The 23,896-nt window shown below is 70.4% G+C and carries 20 protein-coding genes; 7 read left to right on the top strand and 13 right to left on the bottom strand.

Annotated elements, in window-relative coordinates:
- Nucleotides 1-1,473: a class II fumarate hydratase gene (locus ACFC0D_RS24380; RefSeq protein WP_376439645.1), complete on the bottom strand. Its 1,473-nt coding sequence runs from the start codon at nt 1,471-1,473 to the stop codon at nt 1-3.
- Nucleotides 1,474-1,578: 105 nt separating this feature from the next.
- Between ACFC0D_RS24380 and ACFC0D_RS24375 the strand changes: the two genes are divergently transcribed.
- The gene (locus ACFC0D_RS24375; protein ID WP_376439642.1) at nt 1,579-3,117 is read left to right on the top strand and encodes a ricin-type beta-trefoil lectin domain protein; all 1,539 of its coding nucleotides are present in this window, start codon (nt 1,579-1,581) and stop codon (nt 3,115-3,117) included.
- A gap of 173 nt (nt 3,118-3,290) precedes the next feature.
- Here the strand turns inward: ACFC0D_RS24375 and ACFC0D_RS24370 are convergent, their stop codons facing one another.
- The 4 genes from ACFC0D_RS24370 to ACFC0D_RS24355 form a co-directional block, all read right to left on the bottom strand.
- Nucleotides 3,291-3,917, bottom strand: coding sequence for a lipoprotein (locus ACFC0D_RS24370; RefSeq protein WP_376439640.1), 627 nt, complete (start codon nt 3,915-3,917; stop codon nt 3,291-3,293).
- 697 nt (nt 3,918-4,614) lie between these two features.
- Nucleotides 4,615-6,282 (bottom strand): fumarate hydratase, encoded by a 1,668-nt coding sequence (locus ACFC0D_RS24365; RefSeq protein ID WP_376439637.1) that lies wholly within the window; start codon nt 6,280-6,282, stop codon nt 4,615-4,617.
- A gap of 143 nt (nt 6,283-6,425) precedes the next feature.
- Nucleotides 6,426-6,992 carry a TetR/AcrR family transcriptional regulator gene (locus tag ACFC0D_RS24360; protein WP_376439634.1) on the bottom strand — a complete coding sequence of 189 codons (567 nt, stop codon included), beginning with the start codon at nt 6,990-6,992 and terminating at the stop codon, nt 6,426-6,428.
- Entirely contained in the window at nt 6,989-7,354 is a 366-nt protein-coding gene (locus ACFC0D_RS24355; RefSeq protein WP_376439632.1) for a DUF1304 domain-containing protein, read from the bottom strand. The genes ACFC0D_RS24360 and ACFC0D_RS24355 overlap by 4 nt, the downstream gene beginning before the upstream one ends.
- A gap of 91 nt (nt 7,355-7,445) precedes the next feature.
- On the opposite strand from ACFC0D_RS24355, the gene ACFC0D_RS24350 reads away from it, so the two are divergent.
- Nucleotides 7,446-8,144 carry a DUF1707 domain-containing protein gene (locus tag ACFC0D_RS24350; protein WP_376439629.1) on the top strand — a complete coding sequence of 233 codons (699 nt, stop codon included), beginning with the start codon at nt 7,446-7,448 and terminating at the stop codon, nt 8,142-8,144.
- Nucleotides 8,145-8,317: 173 nt separating this feature from the next.
- Nucleotides 8,318-8,689, top strand: coding sequence for a WhiB family transcriptional regulator (locus ACFC0D_RS24345; RefSeq protein ID WP_376439625.1), 372 nt, complete (start codon nt 8,318-8,320; stop codon nt 8,687-8,689).
- A gap of 93 nt (nt 8,690-8,782) precedes the next feature.
- Here the strand turns inward: ACFC0D_RS24345 and glpX are convergent, their stop codons facing one another.
- The gene (gene glpX / locus ACFC0D_RS24340) at nt 8,783-9,814 is read right to left on the bottom strand and encodes a class II fructose-bisphosphatase (protein ID WP_376439622.1); all 1,032 of its coding nucleotides are present in this window, start codon (nt 9,812-9,814) and stop codon (nt 8,783-8,785) included.
- A gap of 117 nt (nt 9,815-9,931) precedes the next feature.
- Here glpX and ACFC0D_RS24335 point away from each other — a divergent pair, with 117 nt between their 5' ends.
- A complete protein-coding gene (locus tag ACFC0D_RS24335; RefSeq protein WP_376439619.1) occupies nt 9,932-10,465 on the top strand; it encodes a DUF4245 domain-containing protein in 534 nt (177 codons plus the stop codon).
- An 83-nt stretch (nt 10,466-10,548) separates the two neighbouring features.
- Here ACFC0D_RS24335 and ACFC0D_RS24330 read toward each other — a convergent pair whose 3' ends face one another.
- From ACFC0D_RS24330 to ACFC0D_RS24315, 4 genes are all read right to left on the bottom strand, one after another.
- Entirely contained in the window at nt 10,549-11,139 is a 591-nt protein-coding gene (locus tag ACFC0D_RS24330; RefSeq protein ID WP_376439616.1) for a malonic semialdehyde reductase, read from the bottom strand.
- A 174-nt stretch (nt 11,140-11,313) separates the two neighbouring features.
- Entirely contained in the window at nt 11,314-11,547 is a 234-nt protein-coding gene (locus tag ACFC0D_RS24325; RefSeq protein ID WP_376439613.1) for an exodeoxyribonuclease VII small subunit, read from the bottom strand.
- 10 nt (nt 11,548-11,557) lie between these two features.
- Nucleotides 11,558-12,778, bottom strand: a complete 1,221-nt coding sequence (gene xseA, locus ACFC0D_RS24320; RefSeq protein ID WP_376439610.1) for an exodeoxyribonuclease VII large subunit — start codon at nt 12,776-12,778, stop codon at nt 11,558-11,560.
- An 85-nt stretch (nt 12,779-12,863) separates the two neighbouring features.
- On the bottom strand, nt 12,864-14,207 hold the full coding sequence (locus tag ACFC0D_RS24315) for an APC family permease (protein WP_376439607.1): 1,344 nt from the start codon (nt 14,205-14,207) through the stop codon (nt 12,864-12,866).
- An 81-nt stretch (nt 14,208-14,288) separates the two neighbouring features.
- On the opposite strand from ACFC0D_RS24315, the gene ACFC0D_RS24310 reads away from it, so the two are divergent.
- Together ACFC0D_RS24310 and ppgK are read left to right on the top strand one after the other, a co-directional pair.
- A complete protein-coding gene (locus tag ACFC0D_RS24310; RefSeq protein WP_376439604.1) occupies nt 14,289-15,317 on the top strand; it encodes a 4-hydroxy-3-methylbut-2-enyl diphosphate reductase in 1,029 nt (342 codons plus the stop codon).
- Between the two features lie 63 nt (nt 15,318-15,380).
- Nucleotides 15,381-16,124, top strand: a complete 744-nt coding sequence (gene ppgK / locus ACFC0D_RS24305; protein ID WP_376439601.1) for a polyphosphate--glucose phosphotransferase — start codon at nt 15,381-15,383, stop codon at nt 16,122-16,124.
- Between the two features lie 57 nt (nt 16,125-16,181).
- On the opposite strand, the gene ACFC0D_RS24300 is transcribed toward ppgK, so the two are convergent.
- Nucleotides 16,182-16,787: a DUF6542 domain-containing protein gene (locus tag ACFC0D_RS24300; RefSeq protein ID WP_376439598.1), complete on the bottom strand. Its 606-nt coding sequence runs from the start codon at nt 16,785-16,787 to the stop codon at nt 16,182-16,184.
- A gap of 172 nt (nt 16,788-16,959) precedes the next feature.
- Here ACFC0D_RS24300 and ychF point away from each other — a divergent pair, with 172 nt between their 5' ends.
- Entirely contained in the window at nt 16,960-18,048 is a 1,089-nt protein-coding gene (gene ychF, locus ACFC0D_RS24295; protein ID WP_376439596.1) for a redox-regulated ATPase YchF, read from the top strand.
- A 458-nt stretch (nt 18,049-18,506) separates the two neighbouring features.
- Here the strand turns inward: ychF and ACFC0D_RS24290 are convergent, their stop codons facing one another.
- Nucleotides 18,507-21,812, bottom strand: a complete 3,306-nt coding sequence (locus ACFC0D_RS24290; RefSeq protein ID WP_376439593.1) for a BTAD domain-containing putative transcriptional regulator — start codon at nt 21,810-21,812, stop codon at nt 18,507-18,509.
- A gap of 209 nt (nt 21,813-22,021) precedes the next feature.
- Nucleotides 22,022-23,608, bottom strand: coding sequence for an MFS transporter (locus tag ACFC0D_RS24285; RefSeq protein ID WP_376439590.1), 1,587 nt, complete (start codon nt 23,606-23,608; stop codon nt 22,022-22,024).
- Nucleotides 23,609-23,896: the final 288 nt, after the last annotated feature.

Raw genomic sequence — 23,896 nt, 5'->3', positions numbered from 1 at the left:
TCACGGATGAGTCATACGCAGCACGTCGAGCGCCTCGTCGAGTTGTTCGACGGTGAGGTCGCCCTTCTCCACATGGCCGGACTCGAGCACCACCTGCCGGATCGTCTTCCGCTCCGCCAGGGACTTCTTGGCCACCTTCGCGGCCTCCTCGTATCCGATGTACTTGTTCAGCGGGGTGACGACGGACGGCGAGGACTCGGCGTACTCCCGGGCCCGCTCGACGTTGGCGGTGATGCCGTCGACCGTCCGGTCCGCGAGGAGACGGGACGCGTTGGCGAGCAGCCGTACGGACTCCAGGAGGTTCTTGGCGATCACCGGAAGCATCACGTTGAGCTCGAAGTTCCCGGCCGCGCCGGCGACCGCCACCGTGGTGTCGTTCCCGGTCACCTGCGCGGCGACCATGAGGACCGCCTCGGGGACGACGGGGTTCACCTTGCCCGGCATGATCGACGAGCCGGGCTGGAGGTCGGGGAGGTTGATCTCGGCGAGGCCCGTGCGCGGGCCGCTCGCCATCCAGCGCAGATCGTTGGAGATCTTCGTGAGGCCGACGGCAATGGTCCTGAGCTGCCCGGACGTCTCCACCAGGCCGTCCCGGGCGCCCTGCGCCTCGAAGTGGTCGCGGGCCTCGGTGAGCGGCAGACCGGTGGCGTCGGCGATCTCGGCGATGACCGCGGCGGAGAAGCCGGGCGGCGTGTTGATGCCGGTGCCCACCGCCGTACCGCCGAGGGGGAGTTCGGCGAGCCGGGGCAGCGAGGCGCGCAGCCGCTCGATCCCGTACCGGACCTGGGCCGCGTAGCCGCCGAACTCCTGTCCGAGTGTCACCGGTGTGGCGTCCATCAGATGCGTACGGCCGGACTTCACCACGTCCGCGAATTCGGCTGATTTCCGCTCCAAGGATTCAGCCAGATGATCGAGGGCCGGGATCAGATCGCGGGTGACGGCGGCCGTGGCGGCGATGTGGATCGACGACGGGAAGACGTCGTTGGACGACTGGGACGCGTTCACATGGTCGTTGGGGTGGACGCTCCGGTCCCCGGGGAGCCCGATCAGCCGCTCGGTGGCGAGGGTGGCGATGACCTCGTTGGCGTTCATGTTGGACGAGGTGCCCGAGCCGGTCTGGAAGACGTCGACCGGGAAGTGCTCGTCCCAGCGGCCCTCGGCGACCTCTGCGGCCGCCTCCTGGATGGCGGCGGCGAGATCCTGGTCGATCACCCCGAGCCCGGCGTTGACCTTGGCGGCCGCGGCCTTGATCCGGGCGAGAGCCTCGATATGAGCCCGTTCGAGCCGCTGCCCCGAGATGGGGAAGTTCTCCACGGCCCGCTGCGTCTGCGCCCGCCACTTGGCGTGCCGGGGGACGCGCACCTCGCCCATCGAGTCGTGCTCGATGCGGTAGGCGTCGGGGGAGGGGGCGGGTGAGGCCTCGTTGTTGTCGGTTTTCTTGTCGTCGGCCGTGCCGCCGCTGGTGTCGGTCATGTCGTCAACCTCCATACAAAGTTGAGCACTTGTCTTGTTCCGGCTATTCCCATTGCACGTACCGGCCAGTAGAAACCGTGGGTAACCCCACTTCCAGGAGGCGCAATGAGGCGCACCAGGTACAGACTCCGCTGGACGATCGCGGCCACGGCCACGGCCGCGGCCGCCGCGGCCCTCGGCACCATGGCAGCCGCAGCCCCCGCCGGCGCGGCCGACACCGGAACGGGCACCCGTACGGCGGCGTCCGTACCCCTCTCGCCCGAGCTGGAGGCCATCCGCGCGGCCGAGGCCACCAAGATCTACGGCAGCCCCGATGAACGACCGCTCGCCCAGCGCAAGACCGGCCTGATCTCGCTCGGCGACAGCGAGATCTCCGGCGAGGGCGTCGGCACCTACGAGCCGCCGACCAACGGGCCGACCAACTGGTGCCACCGCTCACCCGACGCCGCCGTCCACCGCACCGGAATCCCCGCGGACCTCACGTTCAACGTGTCCTGCTCCGGCGCCTACAGCGGCAACATCAGGATCGGCGGCTCGAAGCAGTACGCCGACGAACTCGTCCAGAGCGACAACCTCGCCATCAAGGCCCGCAACACCCGCATCAAGATGGTGCTGCTGGTGGCGGGCGCCAACGACGACCTGCAGTTCGGCCCGGTGATGACGGACTGCGTCACGCGGTACCTGACCCTGCAGGGCGCCTGCGAGCCCAAGTACGCCCCCGGCTGGCAGGCCCGCGTCGACGGGCTCGTCCCCAAGGTCGAGCAGACCGTGCGCGACCTGAAGACCGTGATGCGCGACGCCGGATACGCCGACGGCGACTACAAGCTCGTCGTCATGGGCTACCCGAGCCCCATCGGCCCGGACTTCCACGACAACCCGAACTTCCCCGGCAAGCTAGCCTGCGGCGGTCTCGGCTACGACTCCGACACCGTCTGGGGCCGCAACACCGCGGTGCCCGCATTCGAGCGCGGGATGCGCAGGGCGGCGGCCAGTACCGGGGCGACCTACCTCGACAACTCGCGGCTCTTCCACGGCCACGAGGTCTGCATGGAGGACCCCTGGGCCCGGGGCCTGTACATCGACCTCTCCAAGCCCGGAACCCCGGACGAGAACTCCGTCCGGCAGTCCTTCCACCCCAACGCGCGCGGTCATGCGGCCTTTGCGTCCTGTCTGACGCAGATCTACAACTCGGGTCTGCGTGAGGCCAGTTGTGCGGACGTGAATTCGTCGGGCACCCCGACCCTCGTCCCGTACGCCTGGGACGACGCCTACAAGCCGCTGAAGAACCAGGCCACGGGGAACTGCGTGGACGTCGACGCGGCCACGTCGAAGAACGGCACCGCCGTGCTCGGCTGGGACTGCCACGGCGGCCGCAACCAGGGCTGGTGGTACGACCCCGCACGCCAGACCGTCCACACGGAGCTGACCCAGGACCGGTGCCTGGACGTGCCGGCGGCCAAGTACCAGGCGGGTACGGGGATGATCGTCTGGAACTGCTCGGGTACGGCGAACCAGAAGTTCGTACGTGACGGGGCGACGATCAGGCCGGCGGCGGCGATGGGCCTGTGCCTGACGCAGTCGGCGGCGCGTCAGCCGATCCGGCTGCAGAGCTGCGACGGGTCGGCGGGGCAGCGGTTCGTGTAGGGGGCTTCGGGGGGCTTCGGGGGGTCTTCGCGGGCCTTCGGGTCGCGGTTGGCCCCCGCCTGCCTGGTGTGGGCGGGGGCCATGGCGTTGCGCGTTGCGCGTTGAGCTTTGGGGGTTTGGGGGTGTGGGGGTTGGGCTTGAGCCCTGGGCCCTGAGGCTTGAGTGGTGTGCTCTCAGAGCGCCTTGACGCTCGAGCGGGCCAGCTCGTACGCGGGAAGCATCTCCCGGTGCTCCTGGGTGTCGAGTCCGCCCAGGTGGATGATCACGGTGCCCTTGGGGGTGGAGAGGGCGAAGGCGCGCTCCTCCTTGGACTCCTCCATGATCTTGTTGTAGACCGTGTACGTCACCTCGGTGGCGGGCATCCCACCGGCCGCGATCTCGTTGTAGACGACCTTGGAGGCGTTCTTCTCGGCCTTCACGAACCCTTCGAGCGCCGCGTGGGCGGGGCCCTTGCCGGCGCTCCAGACGCGCAGGAAGCCGATGTTGCCGGCCGGCTTCGCGTCGACCTCGCAGACCATGGTGGCGGGGCCCTGCTTGCCGAGGGCGGCGGAGATCTCGTCGTCGGAGACGGTGACGGCCTTGGGCTTCCAGTTCTCGGCGAGCTCGAAGGACACGGGCAGCGCGCAGGCGGTGCCGGGGGCGCCGAGGGATCCGGCGCCCTTCGCCCCGGGCGTGGCGGCCGTCTTGTCGGTCGGCTTGTCGGGCGCCGGCTCGGTACCCAGGCAGCCGGTCAGCAGCCCGGCGGCCGCGAACGCGGCGAGGGCGGGGACCAGGGTCCGCACCCGTATCGGGGGTCTCACGCGTGTCCGTCCAGCCTGTTCGTCTCGGGGATTCTTCACTGACATGCGGACATGATCTCCGACGCCCGATCCGGCTTACGCGTTGCCCTGGGGGTGGCCGGCTTCAGGTCTCTGAGGGGCCTGGCCCGGCGGTTCTTGTGGGCTTCCGGTTCGGCCGCCCTCGTTCCGAGTGTGGCGACCGGAGACGGTGCGTCAAGGGCGCTCCTGCGTCGCGTCGGCTTCGCCGATTGCGCTTCGCTTCACCCTTGACCCACCGCCTCCGGTCGCCTTTTCACACTCGGAGGGCGGCCCGGGGGCGTGGCCGCGCGACAACTCCCTCGGTCCTGGGCGGGGTCGGCGCCTGCGGGTGCGTGGGTGGTGTTGCGCGGCAGTTGAATGTGGCGGCCTGGCGGCGCTTAGCGTGTGACGGCCTGTGGACGGCTGGGATTCATGCCCCGCTGGTCACTGCCGGTGGGTTGATCGGTGTGCGTGACCCCAAGGCTCCACAACTCGCCCTCGGCGGGTCCCAAGGGGCCCGATCCGGGGAAGTTACCGACAGTACGGTGGGGTTAGGTGCGCGGGCCGGAGGCGTGGGCCGGTGGGCGGGCGATTGCGTGGGCTCGCGGTTTGTCGGCGACCCGCAGGGTGGTGAAAGGGTGGCTGTCCGGACGGTCCTGCCGCCCGGACAGCCGGTTGGGACCCTTGGGCCCCCTTTGGCCTAGCCCAGGCCCGGTCCGCGCACCGGGATGTGGGTGAACGTCGGCTCCGGGGCCGGGTTCTGGAAGAAGTCGTTGCCCTTGTCGTCCACGACGATGAACGCCGGGAAGTCCTCGACCTCGATCTTCCAGACCGCCTCCATGCCGAGCTCCTCGTACTCGACGACCTCGACCTTCTTGATGCAGTCCTGCGCGAGACGCGCCGCCGGGCCGCCGATCGAGCCGAGGTAGAAGCCGCCGTGGCCGCCGCACGCGTCCGTGACCTGCTTCGAGCGGTTGCCCTTGGCCAGCATGACCTTCGAGCCGCCCGCCGCCTGGAACTGCTCGACGTACGAGTCCATCCGGCCGGCCGTCGTCGGGCCGAAGGAGCCGGAGGCGTACCCCTCGGGGGTCTTCGCCGGGCCGGCGTAGTAGACCGGGTGGTCCTTCAGGTACTGCGGCATCTCCTCGCCGGCGTCCAGCCGCTCCTTGATCTTGGCGTGCGCGATGTCGCGCGCCACGACCAGCGGGCCCGTCAGCGAGAGGCGGGTCTTCACCGGGTACTTCGTGAGCTCGGCGAGGATCTCGTCCATCGGCTGGTTGAGGTCGATCTTGACGACGTCGGAGGCCTCGTCGAGGTGCTCGTCCGTCGTCTCCGGCAGGAAGCGGGCCGGGTCGGTCTCCAGCTGCTCCAGGAAGACGCCCTCGGCGGTGATCTTCGCTACGGCCTGGCGGTCGGCCGAGCAGGAGACGGCGATGGCGACGGGCAGCGAGGCGCCGTGGCGGGGCAGACGGACGACGCGGACGTCGTGGCAGAAGTACTTGCCGCCGAACTGCGCGCCGATGCCGATCTTCTGCGTCAGCTCGAAGACCTTGTCCTCCAGCTCCTTGTCCCGGAAGCCGTGGCCGAGCTCGGAGCCCTCGGCCGGCAGCTCGTCCAGGTAGTGCGCGGAGGCGTACTTCGCGGTCTTCAGTGCGAACTCGGCCGACGTGCCGCCGACGACGATCGCCAGGTGGTACGGCGGGCAGGCGGCCGTGCCGAGCGAGCGGATCTTCTCCTCCAGGAACTTCATCATGCTCGCCTCGTTGAGCACGGCCTTCGTCTCCTGGTAGAGGAAGGACTTGTTGGCGGAGCCGCCGCCCTTGGCCATGAAGAGGAACTTGTACGCGCCGCCGTCCGTCGCGTACAGCTCGATCTGCGCGGGCAGGTTCGAGCCGGTGTTCTTCTCGTCCCACATGGTCAGCGGGGCCATCTGCGAGTACCGCAGGTTGAGCTTGGTGTACGCGTCGTAGATGCCGCGCGACAGGGCTTCCTCGTCGCCGCCCTGGGTGAGCACGTTCTGGCCGCGCTTGCCCATGACGATCGCGGTGCCGGTGTCCTGGCACATCGGGAGGACGCCCGCGGCGGCGATGTTCGCGTTCTTGAGGAGGTCGAGCGCCACGAACTTGTCGTTGCTCGACGCCTCCGGGTCGTCGATGATCCGGCGCAGCTGGGCCAGGTGGGCCGGGCGCAGGTAGTGCTGGATGTCGTGGATCGCCTCGGTGGCCAGCTGGCGCAGGGCCTCCGGGTCGACCTTGAGGAACGTACGGCCGTCGGCCTCGAAGGTGGAGACACCTTCGGAGGTCACCAGGCGGTAGGGCGTGGTGTCCTCTCCCAGCGGGAGCAGATCGGAGTACGCAAACTCTGGCATGACGGCAGCCATTCCTCACTCGGCAGACAGCAGCGCCACCTCCATTGGCGGCGCGCCTTCCAGCGTAGAGCGCGGGCCGGGGCCCGATCCTGTGAGGTAAGGCTCACTTGGAACGCGGACCCTGCCGATGTGGAGTACGCCCTTCACCCCAGTGGGGTGCGGTGCAGGGCGATCAGCAGGCGCCAGGTGCGGGCCGCGATCTCCTCCGGCGTCGCTTCGATCAGGCCGTGCAGCCAGTCCGCCAGCAGGCCGGCGAAGGTCGCGGCCACCGCCGATGCCACGAGACCGGGCTCGGGCGCCCCGGCCAGCTCGCGCTCGCGGCGGCTGTAGGCGCGGAGTTCCCGGTGGAGCAGTTCGCCGAGCGGGCCGCCGCCCCCGGGTCGCAGCAGGCTCCGGTAGAGCGGGGCGTGCGGGGCGACTTCGGCGAAGAAGGCGGGCAGGGCGGCCGGCGGGGAGTCCGGGGCGGGCGTGCCGCGCCAGGCGTGCAGGGCGTCGACCGCTTCCCGTACGACATCGGCGCAGGCGTCGACGGCGAGGGCCTGGAGGTCGGTGTAGTGCAGGTAGAACGTGGCCCGGCCGATCCCGGCCCGGCGGACCAGCGAGGCGACGCCGACCTCGTCGAGGGGGCGTTCGGCGCACTCCTCCAGGAGGGCGGCGCGCAGCTTGGCGCGGGTCCGGGCGGCGCGAGGGTCGGTGGTCGGGCTGGTCACCCCGCCCACAGTACGGCGGCGAGGGCGAGGGCCCCGGGCAGGGCCTGGGCGAGCAGGATCCGACGGTTGGCGGTGAGGCCTCCGTACACCCCGGCGATCACGACGCAGGAGAGGAAGAAGATCTGGACCCGGTACCCGGTGGGGTCGTCGGCGATCAGGCCCCACACCAGACCGGCGGAGAGGAAGCCGTTGTAGAGGCCCTGGTTGGCGGCGAGGGGCGCGGTCGCGCGGGCCATGGTGGCGTCGAAACCGGACAGTTCGCGGCCGGGACGGCGCTCCCAGAGGAACATCTCCAGGACCAGGATGTAGGCGTGCAGGGCGGCGACCAGGCCGACGGCGACGTTCGCAAGGATGGTGGACATGTGTCCAGATTACATGGACACATGTCCAGGAGTGGCGACTCCCCGTCGTGCCCCCTAGTCGCGATCTATCGCGTTTCGCTACGCTGGCGTCGTGGACCTCGAAAAGCAGCCCCAGCAGCCGGTCGCTCCCGCCGAGCCGGCTCCCGCTCCGCCGGCTCCCGCCGCTCCGGGGGACTCCCTGCGTGCCTCGGACGCCGACCGGGACCGGATCGCGGACATCCTCCGCGACGCCCTGGCCGAGGGGCGGCTCGACCCCGAGGAGCACTCGGAGCGGATCGACGCGGTCTACCGCGCCAAGACCGTCGGTGAGCTCGAGCCGATCGTCCGGGACCTCCCGGCCGGCGCCGGTGCCCGTCGGGAGCCCGAGCGGTCCTACTCGTACGGCCCCGACGACGACTCGGGCCCCGCGGACAACCTGGTCGCCGTCTTCTCCAGCACCACCCGCAAGGGCCGCTGGCGGGTGGGCCGCAGGACGAACGCCTTCGCGCTCTTCGGCAACATCGAGATCGACCTGACCGAGGCGCTCTTCGCCCAGCGGCTGACCACCATCAACGCCACGTCGATCTTCGGCAACGTCGAGGTGCGGGTCCCGGAGAACATCAGCCTGCGCGGCAACGGAACCGGGATCTTCGGCAACTTCGAGGTCGTGAACCTGGAGGGCGCCGACCCGCAGGCGCCGGTCGTCGTGATCAACGGCTACTCGGTCTTCGGCAACGTCGAGGCGAAGCCCAAGCGCGGCAAGTGGATCACCGACCTCCAGGGCAAGATCCGCAAGCACCTCGGCCACTGACCCGCTCCGTGAGCGCCGCGGCCGCTGACCGGATCCGCGGGTGCCCCTGACCGGATTTCGCTCCTGACGTTCCGCACTCCGGAACTCGGCGGCACGCAGTGCATAGGCGTGCGCACAGCGGGTAGGGCTGGTGCATCGTCTCTCGCTCGCGAAGCCGTCGTCAGGAGTAGACCGTGCTGCAACTGCCGCATCAGCCCCTCCAGGTCGCCGCCGTGCCCCCCCAGCGCGCCCCCGCGCGGGAGGACGAGGCCGGCCCCTGGCACACGGAGGCGGTGTGCCGCCGGGACGAAGCCGGGCTGTTCTTCGCCCCCTCCAAGGAGCCGACCGCCGCCAGACTGTCGCGTGAGGAGGCCGCCAAGCAGGTCTGTGCCCGCTGTCCCGTGATGGTCGAGTGCCGGGAGCACGCACTGCTCCAGCCTGAGCCGTACGGAGTCTGGGGCGGGCTGACCGCGGCCGAGCGCCGTGTCGTCCTCGCCCGGCGCCGGCGGCGCGAGGTGGAGCTCAAGAAGACGGCGGCGGCGGACCGGATCGCCGCGGCGGGCTGACGGCTCAGGTCCCGGCTTCGGCCGTACGGGAAGGGGCGCCCCCACCGCACATGGGGGCGCCCCTCTTCGTACCGCTGTCGCTCGCTCCGGGGGTTACTTCGCCCGGTCGAAGTCGATCTTGCTGTAGGCACGCAGCTTCGACAGCCGGTGCGTGGAGTCGATCTGCCGGATCGTGCCGGACTTGGACCGCATCACCAGCGACGAGGTGGTGGCGGTCTCCGAGCGGTAGCGGACGCCGCGCAGCAGCTCGCCGTCCGTGATGCCGGTGGCGACGAAGAACACGTTCTCGCCGCTGACCAGGTCGTTCGTGGACAGCACACGGTCCAGGTCGTGCCCCGCGTCGATCGCCTTCTGGCGCTCGGCCTCGTCCTTGGGCCACAGCTTGCCCTGGATGACACCGCCCAGGCACTTTATGGCGCATGCCGAGATGATGCCCTCGGGCGTGCCGCCGATGCCGAGGAGCAGGTCCACGCCGGTGCCTTCGCGGACGGCCATGATCGAGCCGGCGACGTCGCCGTCGGTGATGAACTTGATCCGGGCGCCGGTCTCGCGGATCTCCTTGACGATGCCCTCGTGACGCGGGCGGTCCAGGATCACGACCGTGACGTCCTCGGGGGACATGTTCTTGGCCTTGGCGACCCGGCGGATGTTGACCGAGACGGGCGCGTTGATGTCGACGAAGTCGGCGGCCTCGGGGCCGGTGACCAGCTTGTCCATGTAGAAGACCGCGGACGGGTCGAACATGGTGCCGCGGTCGGCGGCGGCCAGGACGGCGATCGCGTTCGGCATGCCCTTGGCGTTCAGCGTGGTGCCGTCGATCGGGTCGACGGCGATGTCCACCTCGGCGCCGGTCCCGTCACCGACCCGCTCGCCGTTGAACAGCATGGGGGCTTCGTCCTTCTCGCCCTCGCCGATGACGACGACGCCGTTCATCGAGACGGTCGAGATCAGCGTCCGCATCGCATTGACCGCGGCGCCGTCCGCGCCGATCTTGTCACCGCGCCCGACCCAGCGGCCGGCTGCCATGGCGGCGGCCTCGGTCACCCGGACGAGCTCCAGGGCGAGGTTGCGGTCAGGGGCCTCGGGGGAGACCTCGAGCTCGGACGGCAGGGAATGCTCGGTCATCGGAGCGCACCTTTCTGTACGGCGACGGCCGGAATAAAGAGGGTGCTGCGACTCTATCGGTACGTCGACAAATTGAGCAGAGGGGCCCACGTATGAGCACAACACCATGATGCGACCATGGGGGGCGTGGCAGGTATGCGAGGCAGGCAGACGGTACGCGGGATGTTCCAGTCCCTCGGTGTGATCATGGTCGCCGCGGGCGTGATGTATCTCTTCATCCCGCACGACGAGGACGCGAACCCGGTCCAGGCGAAGGACTACCGGGTCGAGCTCCTGACGGCGCAGCGGGCGGCGCCGTACCCGGTGCTGGCCCCCGAGGGGCTCGGCGAGGACTGGAAGGCGACCGTGGTCTCGTACAAGCGCGAGCAGCACGACGCCTGGCAGCTGGGCTTCCTCTCCCCGGACACCCAGTACGTGGCGATCCACCAGTCGACGGAGGAGCCGAAGAAGTACGTCCCCGACGTCACCCAGCAGGCCGAGAACTCCGGAAAGACCCAGACGGTCGCCGGTCAGGTCTGGCAGCGCTGGGAGGGGCCGAAGTACGACGCCCTGGTGCGCACGGAAGGCGGCGCCACGACGGTGGTGACCGGGACGGCCTCCTTCGAGCGGCTGGCCGAGATGGCGGGCGCGCTGCAGTCGAAGAAGGCGTAGGCGCGCGGCTCGGAAACGGGCCCCGGAAACGCGAGAACCCCCGGACTCATGGAGTCCGGGGGTTCCGCCGTATGCCGTACGGGTCAGACGGTGGTGACGACCTCGTCGAAGGCCAGGCGCGGGGAGCGCGGGAACCAGGCGTCCTCGCCGGGCTTGCCGATGTTGATGACCATCAGCGGGGTGTGGTCGTCGTCCAGGAACTCCTTCTGGATGCCGGCGAAGTCGAGGCCGGTCATCGGGCCTGCGGCGAGGCCGGCGGCGCGGACGCCGATGATGAAGTAGGCGGCCTGGAGGGCGGAGTTCACCAGGGCGGAGCCCTCGCGGACCGGGCGCTCGGCGAAGAACATGTCCTTGGCCTGCGGGAAGTGCGGGAGCAGGGCCGGGAGCTCCTCGTGGAACTCGTTGTCGGCGGAGAGGATCGCGACCAGCGGGGCGGCGGCGGTCTTGGGCTGGTTGCCCTCGGCCATGTGCTTGACCAGGCGCTCGCGGGCCTCGGGGGAGCGGACCAGGGTGATGCGCAGCGGGGTCTGGTTGAAGGCGGTGGGGCCGTACTTCACCAGGTCGTAGATCGCCTGGACCTGCTCGTCGGTCACCGGCTCGTCGGTGAAGGTGTTGGCGGTGCGGGCCTCACGGAAGAGGAGGTCCTGGGCGGCGGAGTCAAGAGCGAGGGACATGCTGCGTACCTTCCGAACTGCTGCGGGGGTCTAGCGATGCCTTCACCGTACGACGGTGATTGGTTAACTTTCAACTAATCTATGCGGATAGTGATCCGCTTCACATCGTTGTGGTGTCCGTAGCCGCCGGATCTCCGAGGCTGCGGGCTTCCGAGGCCGCTGCCTCGGAAGCCGCTACTCGGCGGCGTCCTCGGCCTCGTCGCCCTCGGAAGAGGACATCGCGGCGTCGAGCCGTGCCCGAGCGCCTTCCAGCCAACGCCGGCAGACCTTTGCCAATTCCTCTCCACGCTCCCAGAGCGCGAGCGACTCCTCCAGGGTCGTTCCGCCCGTCTCCAGACGCCGAACGACCTCGATCAGCTCGTCGCGTGCCTGCTCGTAACCGAGCGCCTCTTCCGTGGTGGCTGCCATGGAAACCACCCTATGCGTCCGGTCCGACAACGCGCCGCACCGCGAACTCGCCCGCCGCGACCCTGGCCCGCAGCTCCTCGCCCACCGCGACCTCCTCCGGGGAGCGCACGACCGATCCGTCCGCCCGCTGGAGCACGGCGTACCCACGCTCCATCGTCGCGGCGGGCGACAGGGCCCTGACCCGCGCCCGGGTGTGCGACAGCTCCGAGTCGGCCCGGTCGAGCAGATGCCCGAGCGTCCGCCGGCTGCGGGCGAGCAGCGCGTCGAGCTCGTCCTCGCGCAGCTCCACCATCCGCTGCGGATGCTCCATGACGGGCCGCGCCAGCGCGTGCGCGAGCCCACGCTCCTCGCGGTCGAGCAACCCCCGTACGGTCCGCAGCGCCCGGTCCCGCAGGCCCTGCACCCGGTCCAGCTCCTCGCCGACGTCCGGTACGACCTTCTTGGCGGCGTCGGTCGGCGTGGAGGCGCGCAGGTCGGCGACGAGGTCGAGCAGTGGCGAGTCCGGCTCGTGGCCGATCGCGGAGACCACCGGCGTACGGCAGTCGGCGACCGTCCGGATCAGCTGCTCGTCCGAGAACGGCAGCAGGTCCTCCACGCTGCCGCCGCCCCGCGCCACGATGATCACGTCCACCCCGTCGTGCGCGTCCAGCTCCTTCACCGCCTGGACGACCTGGGGCACGGCCTTCACGCCCTGCACGGCGACGTTACGGACCTCGAAGCGGACGGCGGGCCAGCGGCGCCGCGCGTTCTCCAGGACGTCCCGCTCGGCGGCCGAGGCGCGGCCGACGACGAGGCCGACGAGCTGGGGGAGGAACGGCAGGGGCTTCTTGCGGTCGAGCGCGAAGAGCCCCTCGGCGCCCAGGCTCCGCTTCAGCTGCTCCAGTCGGGCCAGCAGCTCCCCGATGCCGACCGGCTTGATCTCCACGGCCCGCAGGGACAGCTGCCCGCGCGGCGCGTACCACTCGGGCTTCGCGTGCACGACGACCCGGGCGCCCTCGGAGACGACATCGGCGACGGCGTCGAAGACCTGGCGGTAGCAGGTCACGCCGATGGAGATGTCGTACGAGGGATCCCGCAGCGTCAGGAAGACGACCCCGGCCCCGGGCCGCCGGGACAACTGCGTGATCTGCCCCTCGACCCACACGGCACCGAGCCGGTCGATCCACCCCCCGATCAGCCGGGAGACCTCCCCGACGGGCAGCGGCGCTTCGGCGGACGTATTGAGACCCATGCGGCCGAGACTAGCGGCGGACACGGACACTCCGTTGTGCCCACCCGTTCCGCGCCGGCGAAACGAATGCCCGCGACCTAGGGGGTCACTGCACCCGCGTCGTCCCCTGCAGCGCGAGCACCACCAGCCCCACCCCCAGCCAGATCACGCCCACCAGCTGTGCCGACACCGACGCCTCCACGATCACGGCGATCAGGATCGTCGCGCCCACCACCGGCATCACCACATGCCACAGCCAGTGCGGCGGCCCCTCCATCCGGCGCACCGCGAACCACCCCACCACGCTCGCGTGCAGCAGCACGAAGGCCGTCAGGGCCCCGACGTCGACCACCGACACCAGGTGGTCGAGACCGTCGTCGCGCTGTGCCGCCCACACCGCCGCCACCATCGTCACCGCCGCGGCGAGGAGCAGCGCCACCCGCGGTACGCCCGAGTCGGTACGGGCCAGCAGATGCGGAAGCCGTCGTTCCCGGGCCATCGCGAAGAGCAGTCGTCCGGCCGCCGCCTGCCCGGCGAGCGCCGCGAACGCCGCGCCGATCGCCTTCGACGCCGCCACCAGGTCGTGCAGCCAGGTACCCACGGAGACGTCCACCGCGTCGTAGAAGGCGGACCCCTGCTTCCCCGGATCGGCCGCGAGCTCGGCCGACGACAGCGGTTCCAGCAGTGCCACCAGGTACGTCTGGGCCACGAAGAGCATGCCCGCCAGCGCCAGGCAGAACAGCACCGCCCGCGCCACCTTCTCCGACCCTCCGGTGACCTCCTCCGCGAACGAGGCGATCGCGTCGAAGCCCAGGTACGAGAGCACGGCGACCGACACCGCGCCCACCACGGCCGCCGTCGAGAACGTCCCGTCCCCGCCCAGCGGTGACCACCAGTCGCGCCGTGCCCCGTCCTGGACGAGGACGACCACCGACGACACAACGAAGATCAGCAGCACCACGATCTCCATGGCGAGCACCGCGAAGCCGACCCGGGCGGCCGCCCGTACGCCCCAGAGGTTGAGCAGCGTCGTGACGACCACCGCGATCGCGGTCCACACCCACCGGTCCACCTCCGGGACCAGCGCCTCCATCGCGATGCCCGCGAAGAGGTAGGCCACGGCCGGGATCAGCATGTAGTCGAGCATCGCCATCCACCCGGCGACGAACCCCGGCCCCTCGCCCAGGCCCTTGCGGGCGTACGTGAAGACCGAGCCGGCCAGCGGGGCGACCCGCACCATCTGTGCGTAGCTGAAAGCGGTGAAGGCCATCGCGACGGTGGCGACGATGTAGACGAGCGCCACCGCGCCGTGCGATTTGGCGTCGAGAGTGCCGAAGACGCCGACAGGAGCCATCGGTGCGATGAAGAGCAGCCCGTAGACGACAAGGTCGCGGAACCCGAGGGTCCGCCGCAGTCCGGTGTGTGCCGCCACCTGTGCTTCCTCGGCCATGCGCACAAGTCTCGGCCACGGTCCGGATCAGCTGCCGCACCGACGCGGCCGTAGCCGACCGCGGTATCACGCGGCCTTACGATGGGACGCATGACTGCTACGCCCGCGTCGACGCCCGAGACCGCGACCACGACGAACCGCCCGAAGCGTGTCCTGCTCGCCGCTCCCCGCGGCTACTGCGCGGGCGTGGACCGTGCCGTGATCGCCGTGGAGAAGGCCCTGGAGCAGTACGGCGCGCCGATCTACGTACGCCACGAGATCGTCCACAACAAGTACGTCGTCCAGACCCTGGAGCGGAAGGGCGCGATCTTCGTCGACCAGGCGACCGAGGTGCCGGCGGGCAACATCGTGATGTTCTCCGCGCACGGCGTGGCCCCGACCGTGCACGAGGAGGCCCGCGAGGGTCGCCTGAAGACCATCGACGCGACCTGCCCGCTGGTTACGAAGGTGCACAAGGAGGCCGTCCGGTTCGCCAAGGAGGACTTCGACATCCTCCTGATCGGTCACGAGGGCCACGAGGAGGTCATCGGCACCTCCGGCGAGGCTCCCGACCACATCCAGCTCGTCGACGGCCCCGGCGACGTGGCCAAGGTCGAGGTCCGCGACCCGGACCGGGTCGTCTGGCTCTCGCAGACCACGCTCTCGGTCGACGAGACGATGGAGACGGTCGACGCGCTGAAGGAGAAGTTCCCGAACCTGATCTCCCCGCCGTCCGACGACATCTGCTACGCCACGCAGAACCGGCAGCTGGCCATCAAGGAGCTCGCCGGCCAGGCCGAGCTGGTGATCGTCGTCGGCTCGAAGAACTCCTCGAACTCGATCCGCATGGTCGAGGTCGCCAAGCAGGCCGGCGTGCCGGCCGCGTACCTGGTCGACTTCGCGAGCGAGATCGACGAGGCCTGGCTGGAGGGCGTCACCTCGGTCGGCCTGTCGTCGGGCGCCTCCGTCCCGGACGTCCTCGTCCAGGAGGTCCTGGCCTGGCTCACCGAGCGTGGCTACGCGGACGTGGAGATCGTCAAGACGGCCGACGAGTCGCTGACCTTCTCGCTCCCGAAGGAGCTCCGGAACAAGGACCTGCGCGCCGAGGCGGCGAAGCTCGTACAGGAGTAGGACACTCCTCCGAGGGTGGCGTTCAAGGAGTAACTCCCGGCCACAGCCCTTACCGTGGGGTCCATGAACGTCTTCGGAGTGGACATCGGCGGCTCGGGCATCAAGGGCGCTCCGGTGGACCTGGAGCGAGGAGAGCTCGCCGAGCCCCGCCACAAGGTACTGACCCCGCATCCCGCCACACCCGAAGGTGTGGCGGGATGTGTCGTCGAGGTCGTCGAGAACTTCGGCTGGTCCGGCCCGGTCGGGGTGACCTTCCCGGGTGTCGTGACGGGCTCCACGATCCGTACCGCCGCGAACGTCGACAAGTCCTGGATCGACGTCGACGCGGGCAGGCTGCTCGGCGAACGCCTGGGCGGGCTCCCGGTGACGATCCTGAACGACGCGGACGCGGCCGGTGTGGCCGAGATGACCTTCGGCGCGGGCCGGGGCCGCAAAGGCACGGTGATCCTGCTGACGTTCGGTACGGGCATCGGATCGGCGCTCTTCGTGGACGGCCGGCTCGTGCCGAACACGGAGCTGGGCCATCTGGAGCTGAAGGGCCACGATGCCGAGAAGCGGGCCTCGACGAAGGCCAAGGAGGACGAGGACCTCAGCTGGGAGCACTGGGCGACGCGGCGGGTGAAGAAGTACCTGGCCCATGTGGAGATGCTGTTCTCGCCGGAGCTGTTCATCATCGGCGGGGGAGTGAGCCGGAAGGCGGACAAGTTCCTGCCGCTGATCGAGGGCATCAAGGCGGAGATCGTGCCGGCGGAGCTGGAGAACAACGCGGGGATCGTGGGCGCGGCGATGGCGGCGCGGGCGCGGTAGAGACTTCGGCGCCTGAGGGCGGCGAGTCGGCGGCGGGCCCCTGCGGGGCTCTGCGGACTACGGGCGGCGGACCCTCTGGGGCGCGCGGGCCGCGAGGCGCTGGCGGCGAGCCATGTGCTGTACCTTCCGGACGCAGGTGATCAGACCGGCGACGAGGGTGCCGCCGTACAGCCACCCGGCCTGCACGGCGAGGGCCGTGACGACGGCCATCGCCTGCCCGCCGAAGCCCCCGGTGCCGCCGGCGATCGGCACGACACCGACCGCGAAGGCGATGGGCACGCTGATCGGTGCGGTGACGAGGTCGGCGGTACGGACCCAGAGCGCCGTGAGGGCGCTGACGGGCAGGAACAGCAGGCCGTAGGCGAGTGGGGAGCCGTCGAGGAGCAGCTGGTCGAGGAGGCCGAGCATCAGCATGGTGGCGGAGGCGAAGAGCCCGGCGCCGAGGCCGGTCAGCCGCGGGTTGGGCAGCCGCCGCAGCGCGACGACGACGGGCGGCGCGGGCCGGCGTACGGGCACGGCCCGCTCGACCCGGCCGCTGCCGGGGCGGCCCGGATGGGCGGCGACGCGGTAGACGGAGGCGCCCTCCACGAGCGCGCCGGGCGGCGTGAGAGGTGTTTGGGGCCGTCGGCGGCCTTGAGGCTGACTTGTCCGTTGCTGCTCCACTACACCAACGTAGGTCGGGAAGGGGCGCAGGGACGGTACAGGACACGCCCTTTGGGTGACGTTGCCGTCGAGATCGGCCGAAGGTCGGCGTCGCAGGCCGGTTCGGACCCCCCGTAAACTGGGGGATCGGCCCACCACCGCACCCCCATCCGTACTCCAGGAAGTCGCCACCGTGTCGCTCACGATCGGAATCGTCGGTCTGCCGAATGTCGGCAAGTCGACCCTGTTCAACGCCCTGACCAAGAACGACGTCCTGGCGGCCAACTACCCGTTCGCCACGATCGAGCCGAACGTCGGCGTCGTCGGTGTTCCCGACGCTCGTCTGACGAAGCTGGCGGAGATCTTCGCCTCGCAGCGGATCCTGCCGGCGACGGTCGACTTCGTGGACATCGCGGGCATCGTCCGCGGCGCGAGCGAGGGTGAGGGCCTGGGCAACAAGTTCCTGGCGAACATCCGCGAGTCGGACGCGATCTGCCAGGTCATCCGCGCCTTCAAGGACGAGAACGTCGTGCACGTCGACGGCAAGGTCTCGCCGAAGGACGACATCGAGACGATCAACACCGAGCTGATCCTCGCCGACCTGCAGACCATCGAGAAGGTCCTGCCGCGGCTGGCGAAGGAAGCCCGTATCAAGAAGGACGTGGCCCCGAAGGTCGCGGCGGTCGAGGCGGCGAAGGAGATCCTGGAGCGGGGCGACACGCTCTTCTCGCAGGGCATCCTCCAGGGCTCGGACAAGGCCGAGCTCCTGCACGACCTGCACCTCCTCACCACGAAGCCGTTCCTGTACGTCTTCAACGTCGACGAGGACGAGCTGACCGACGACTCCTTCAAGGACGAGCAGCGCGCGCTGGTCGCCCCGGCGGAGGCGATCTTCCTCAACGCCAAGCTGGAGCAGGACCTCGCCGAGCTGGACGAGGAGGACGCCATGGAGCTCCTCCAGTCCGTGGGCGCGGAGGAGCCGGGCCTGGCGATCCTGGCCCGTGTCGGCTTCGACACCCTCGGCCTCCAGACGTACCTGACGGCCGGCCCGAAGGAATCCCGCGCCTGGACGATCAAGAAGGGCGCGACGGCCCCGGAGGCGGCCGGTGTGATCCACACCGACTTCCAGAAGGGCTTCATCAAGGCCGAGGTCATCTCCTTCGCCGACCTCGTGGAAACGGGCTCGGTGGCCGACGCCCGCGCGGCCGGCAAGGCCCGCATGGAGGGCAAGGAGTACGTGATGCAGGACGGCGACGTGGTGGAGTTCCGCTTCAACGTCTGACCGGACCGGCAGAGGCGCCCTGACCCGCGAGAACGCGGGTCAGGGCGTCTTGCTGTCCGCGGCGGTCCGCAGAACTCGGGCCCGCGGTGGGTATGGGCGATCCAGGGGCCGACTGCACGGAGAACTACCTCGGCCTCGGACAGGAGCTTCCCGAGGTGGTCGGCGAAAGCGCCTGGTACGACAAGTACGCTCCGGCGGGGCGGAGCGACCGATTCCGGGGCTCGACCGAGAAGATCCGCGATGTCGCCACGTCCTGGCGGCATGCGGGATCGCTCATGCAGCGGTTCCTGGAAGACGCGCAGACCTATGCCCTGACCGCGAGCAAGGCGCACTCCGGCGAGGCGGCCGAGTCCTTCCAGACGTACGTCAAGTACTGCGTCGGAAGCGCTCGGCGCGCTCCACGACCTCGGCGAGGTGGGCACGCACATCGCGGATGGACTTTATGGGCAGCGGCTGCGTCATGTGCTCAAGGGCTCCGCCGAGTCCGGCTTTCCGCGTTCCGGGGTCTGCAGGAGTTCCTCCGGCCTCAGTGCGCCGCCCCGCGCGAACTCCGCGTCGTAGTGGGCCTCGCCCAGTGCGTCCCTGAGCCGGGTGGCGATGCGGTCCACGTCGAAGCGTTCGCCACCCCGCAGTGGTGCCTGGACCGACTGCCTGGCCGCGGTGGCCGCCCCCAGCAACCGGGCCGCGTGCTCGGAGTGGCCGGCCAGTGACTGCGCCCCCGCCAGGCCCTCCAGAGCCAGCGCGACCGCCCGTGGATTGCCGGTCTCGCCGGCCGCCGTGCAGGCCTCCAGCTGCAGCGCCAGTGCGGCCGGCGCGTCGCCCCTGCACTCCGCGACGAACCCCAGCTCGACCAGGATCACCGAGGGCCTGGCCGGCTCGTAACCCATCTGACGGTGCAGGTCGAGCACCCGGACCAGATGCCGCTCGGCCGCGTCGAGGTCACCCGCCCGGCGCGCCCCCAGCGCGAGGCCGATCTCGGCGTACTGCTCCCCGAAGCGGTCCGACTGCTCGGCAGCGAGCCGTGCGGCGCGCTCGTGGAACTCCTCGGCCCGTGGAAGGTCCCCGGTGAGCAGCGCGACCCGGCCGAGTCCCGAGAGCTGGAAGGAGGCCTGGGGCCACAGCCCCAGGTCCTCCGCCATCCGCAGTCCTTCCCGGTACAGTCGCCCGGCCCGCTCGTAGTCCCCGACGGTCTCGGCCAGCGTCCCGAGCGGCACCGAGGCCTGCAGCTGCCCCCACTGGTCGCCCAGTTCGCGGAACAGCTCCAGGCTCTGCTCACCGTCCCGCCGCAACGCGCCGAGATCGCCCCTCTGATTGGCGTGGAAGGTCCGGCTGCCCAGGGCCGCGGCCATGCCCCAGCGATCGTCGAGTGCCCTGAACGTCGTCAGTGCCCGGTGCACCAGGTCCTCGCTCGGCCCCAGGTCGCCGATGCCGTAGAGGCTGGATCCGAGGAACCACTGGGCCCGGGCACGCCCGCCCGGGTCGTCCAGCTCCTCGTACGGCTGCAACGCGGTGCGGTACTCCGCCACCGGATCGGCGATGCCGCCGAGCACCAGCTTGAAGCCGCCCAGCAGGGCCGTGGCCTCGGCCGCCGCGGCGGGCGGCGCGCCGTCGAGCGACAGCGCCACGGTCAGGGACCGCTTGGCCTCGTTGCTCCGGCCGCGCAGGTACCAGTACCAGCTGAGCGCATTCGCGAGGCGCAACGCGCAGTCGGCGTCACCGAGCTGCACCGCACAATCGAACGCGGTACGCAGATTCGCGGCTTCGGTGTCCAGGCGGTGCAGCCACTGCCGCTGGCCATGACCCCGTAGGTGAGGGTCGGCCCGCTCGGCCAGACCGGTGTAGTGGTCGCGGTGCCTGCGCCGGAGTTCTTCGAACTCGCCCGCCTCGTGGAGGCGTTCGACGCAGTAGGCGGTGACCGATTCGAGCAGATGGTACCGGGGCCCGTCCGTGCCGTCCGTCATGACCACCAGGGACCAGTCCACCAGCCGGGCGACCACGTCGAGTACGTCCGTACGGTCCAGGCCGTCCGCGGCGCAGATCTCCTCGGCGGCGGCGAGAGTACAGCCGTCGGCGTGCACGGCCAGCCGCCGGAGCACCACCCGCTCCTGCTCGCCGAGCAGCTCCCAGCTCCAGTCGATCACCGCCCTCAGGGTGCGCTGCCGTGCCGGGGCGCTGCGCGCGCCCACCGCGAGGAGGTGGAACCGGTCGTCGAGGCGCGCGGCCAACTCACGTACCCCCAGCACCCGTACCCGGGTGGCGGCCATCTCCAGGGCGAGCGGAATGCCGTCGAGCCGCCGGCAGATCGAGACGACCGCCTCGACGTTGGTCGCGTCGAGTACGAAGTTCGGTGCCGCCGCGGTCGCCCGTGCCACGAACAGCTCCACCGCGCTGTAGCGGTGTACGGACGCGGGGCTGAGCTCCGTCGTGGGTCCTGGTCGTCGCAGTGGGGGCACTTCCTGGAGGTGTTCACCGGTGATGCCCAACGGGACCTGACTGGTGGCCAGGATCCTCAGGGCGGGTACGGCTTTGAGCAGCCGCTCGGTCAACTCGGCGACCGGGCCGACCACGTGCTCGCAGTTGTCGAACACCAACAGGGCCGGCCGGTCGCCCAGCGCCTGGGCGACCCGGTCGGTCAGCGAGGGTGGCACACCCCCGGATCCGAGTCCCGAAGCAGTGTCGTCCCGGACGCGGAGTACCGCGCCGAGCACCTCGTGCACCTCGACCGACGAAGCCACGGTGCCCTGTCCCCGGGTGTCGTCCGACGGGGACGGGTCGAGCGCACCGAATTCGACCAGCCGTACGCCCCCCGGGAACTCGGCGCCGACCTGCGCCGCGGTCGCCAGGGCCAGCTGCGTCTTGCCGACCCCGCCCGAGCCGATGAGCGTCACCAGTCTGTTCGTGCCCAGCAGCTCCCGGAGTTCACCGATCGCCTCCGCCCTGCCGATCAGGCCGGTGAGAGAGGTGGGCACGTTCGTCGGTGGGCGGGCCGCGGCGGTGTCGGGACAGGGGACGGCGGTCAGCGACGCATCTTGGGTGAGGATCGCCTGGTGCAGGGCTGCCAGTTCGGGGCTGGGATCCAGGCCCAGAGTTTCGGCCAGGCGTCCGCGCAGGTCGGCGTAGCTGCTGAGCGCCGCACTCTGTCGGCCCGCACGGTAGAGCGCGCGCAGCTGAGCGGCCCGCAGTCGTTCCCGGAGGGGGTGCAGGGCGACCAGGTCCCCGAGTTCGTCGGCCACCAACGCGTGCTCGCCGAGGTTCAGCCGTGCCTCGGCCTGCTCCTCCAGCGCGGTCAGCCGCTGCTCCTCCAGCCGGTCCCGCGCGGCGCGGGTGAACTCCTCGTCGGCGAAGTCGGCGAACGCGGGCCCACGCCACACTGCCAGCGCGTCCGCCAGCAGAGCGGCGCGCACCCGGGAGTCGTCGGTCGCCCGCGACCGCGTCATCAGGCCGAGGAACCGGTCCGCGTCCACCGCGTCGGCTCCGGGCCGCAGTTGGTATCCCGGCGAGAGGGACACCACGAGGTCCCGACCGCCCGGCTCGGCGTCCTCGAGTGCCCGCCGCAGCTGCCACACCTTGTTCTGCAGCACGCCCACCGGGTTGCTGGGCAGCCTCGTGCCCCACAGGTCGTCGATCAGCCTGTCCGCGGAGACCGGTCTTCCCTGGTGCGCCAGAAGGCTGGCCAGCAGAGCGCGGACTTTGAGCTCGGGCACCCGGACCGGTCGTCCGTCCTCCGTCCACACCCCCAACGAACCGAGAATCCCGAAACGCATGTGATCACGCTAGCCCAGTGCGGCGGGCGATGGCAGCGCGGTATCGGCCCGGCGGTCAGCCTGATGACACGTGTGTGCACGGCGTCGTCGTCAGGGGAGTTACGCACCCGAAGGGAACTGGAAAGTCCGGAAGAACGCCGGCGCGGGCTGCGGGCCCGAGCCGGCGTTCTTGCCGCTCGTTCCTGTCGGAGGTGTCGGGCGGAGAGGCGTCAGGTGGTCGAGAACGAGCCCTCGGCCTCGGCCTCCCGCTGCTTCGGGGCGTCGCCGGACGGCGTGGCCCCGTGGCTCTTGCGCAGGAAGGTGAACGCGATGGTCGCGCTGATCGCGGTGACGACGGCGCAGGCGACACCGATCGAGTTCAGCCCGCTGGTGTACGCGTCCCTGGCGGCGGTCAGCAGTCCGTCGGAGGCCTCGGCGGAGAGGCTCCGGGCGGCAGTGACGGCGCCCTCCATGCTTCCCGCGGCGGAGTCGGCGGCGGCCGCCGGGGTGCCGTCGGGCACGTCGAGCGAGCTTCGGTAGACGGCGGTGCCGAGGCTGCCGAGCGTGGCGATGCCGAGCGCGGTGCCGAGGTCACCGCTGATGGAGGAGAGCGCCGCCGCGGAGCCGCCCCGCTCCGGCGGAACGGACCCGACGACCAGGTTGGTGCCGAGTGCCCCGAAGGTGCCGACGCCGATGAAAGTGATCACGAAGCCTGCCAGCAGCAACGGCATCCCGCCGACCGGGCCGACGAAGACGAGCAGCAGGTAGCCGGTCATGCCGATGAGCAGGCTCACCCCGATGACGGTGCTGAGCGGGTGCCGCTCGGCGAAGATCGGCGCCAGCTGCGCGGCGACGATCGACGCGACGGCCGCGGGCACCATCCACAGACCCGCCTCCATCGGCGAATAGCCCTCCACCATCTGGACGAACCCGGTGATGAAGAGATAGCCGCCGCCGGTCCCGAGCATCGAGACCATCAGGATCAACAGCGCAGCGGTGAACGCGCCGACCTTGAAGAGCTTCAGGTCCAGCAGGGGATCGGCCAGCTTGCCCTGCCGCGACACGAACACGGCGCCGACGGCCACGCCGACGACGATCGCGACGACCGGTACCGACTCGAAGCCGTAGCGCGCGAGTTCCTTCAGTCCGTAGATGATCGACAGGATCGACACCAGCGACAGCACGACGCTGAACAGGTCGATCCTGCCGGCGCGGGGGTTCTTGTACTCCGGCAGCACGAGGGGCGCGGCGATCAGCAGCACCAGCATGACGGGCACCCCGAGCAGGAACACCGAGCCCCACCAGAAGGACTCCAGCATCGCGCCGCCGATGACCGGGCCGAGAGCGGTGCCTCCCATGAAGCAGCCGGCCCACACCGCGATGGCGCGGCCGCGCTGGTACGGGTCCTCGAACATGTTGCTGATGAGGGCGAGGGTGGACGGCATCAGCGTTGCGGCGGCGACGCCGAGCAGGGCGCGGGTGACGATCAGGGCCTCCGCGCTGGTGGAGCAGGCGGCCGCCACCGAGGTGATGCCGACGGCCGTCGCGCCGATCATCAGCAGTCTGCGGCGGCCGATCCGGTCGCCCAGCGTGCCCATGGTGATGAGGAAGCCGGCGATCAGGAAGCCGTAGATGTCCATGATCCACAGCGTCTGTGTGCCGGTCGGCTTCAGCCCCTCGGCGAGGTGGGGCAGTGCCAGGTACAGCACGCTCTGATCGAGAGAGATCAGCAGGGTCGGCAGGGCCAGCACCGCGAGTCCCACCCATTCCCGGGTCCCGGCCTTCAGGGCAGGTGCCTCGGGGGCGTTCGATGACATGGAATTCCTTCCTCGAGTCTGGTGCGTGATCCGACGTGGTGGGGTGCGGGCTCGGTCGATGGGCTGCGCTGGGCGGGATACGGCTGCAGGGCGCGGTCGTCGCGCAAGGCGTGGCCCCACCACGCGAGTTGGTCGACCATGGCCTCGGCCGCGGACCCTCGGGCTCGGTTCGTGCACCTCATACGGTGCGCGGTGCCGCTCGCGGTGCTCTCTCGGTCCGCTCTCGGTCCCCTCTCGGTACCGGCGGTGCAACGCGAAAACGGGGTGCGGGTGCCCGGGATCGTGAAT

Source organism: Streptomyces sp. NPDC056222 (assembly GCF_042264065.1).
GTDB lineage: Bacteria > Actinomycetota > Actinomycetes > Streptomycetales > Streptomycetaceae > Streptomyces.
This window is presented reverse-complemented; position numbering and strand designations above follow the sequence as displayed.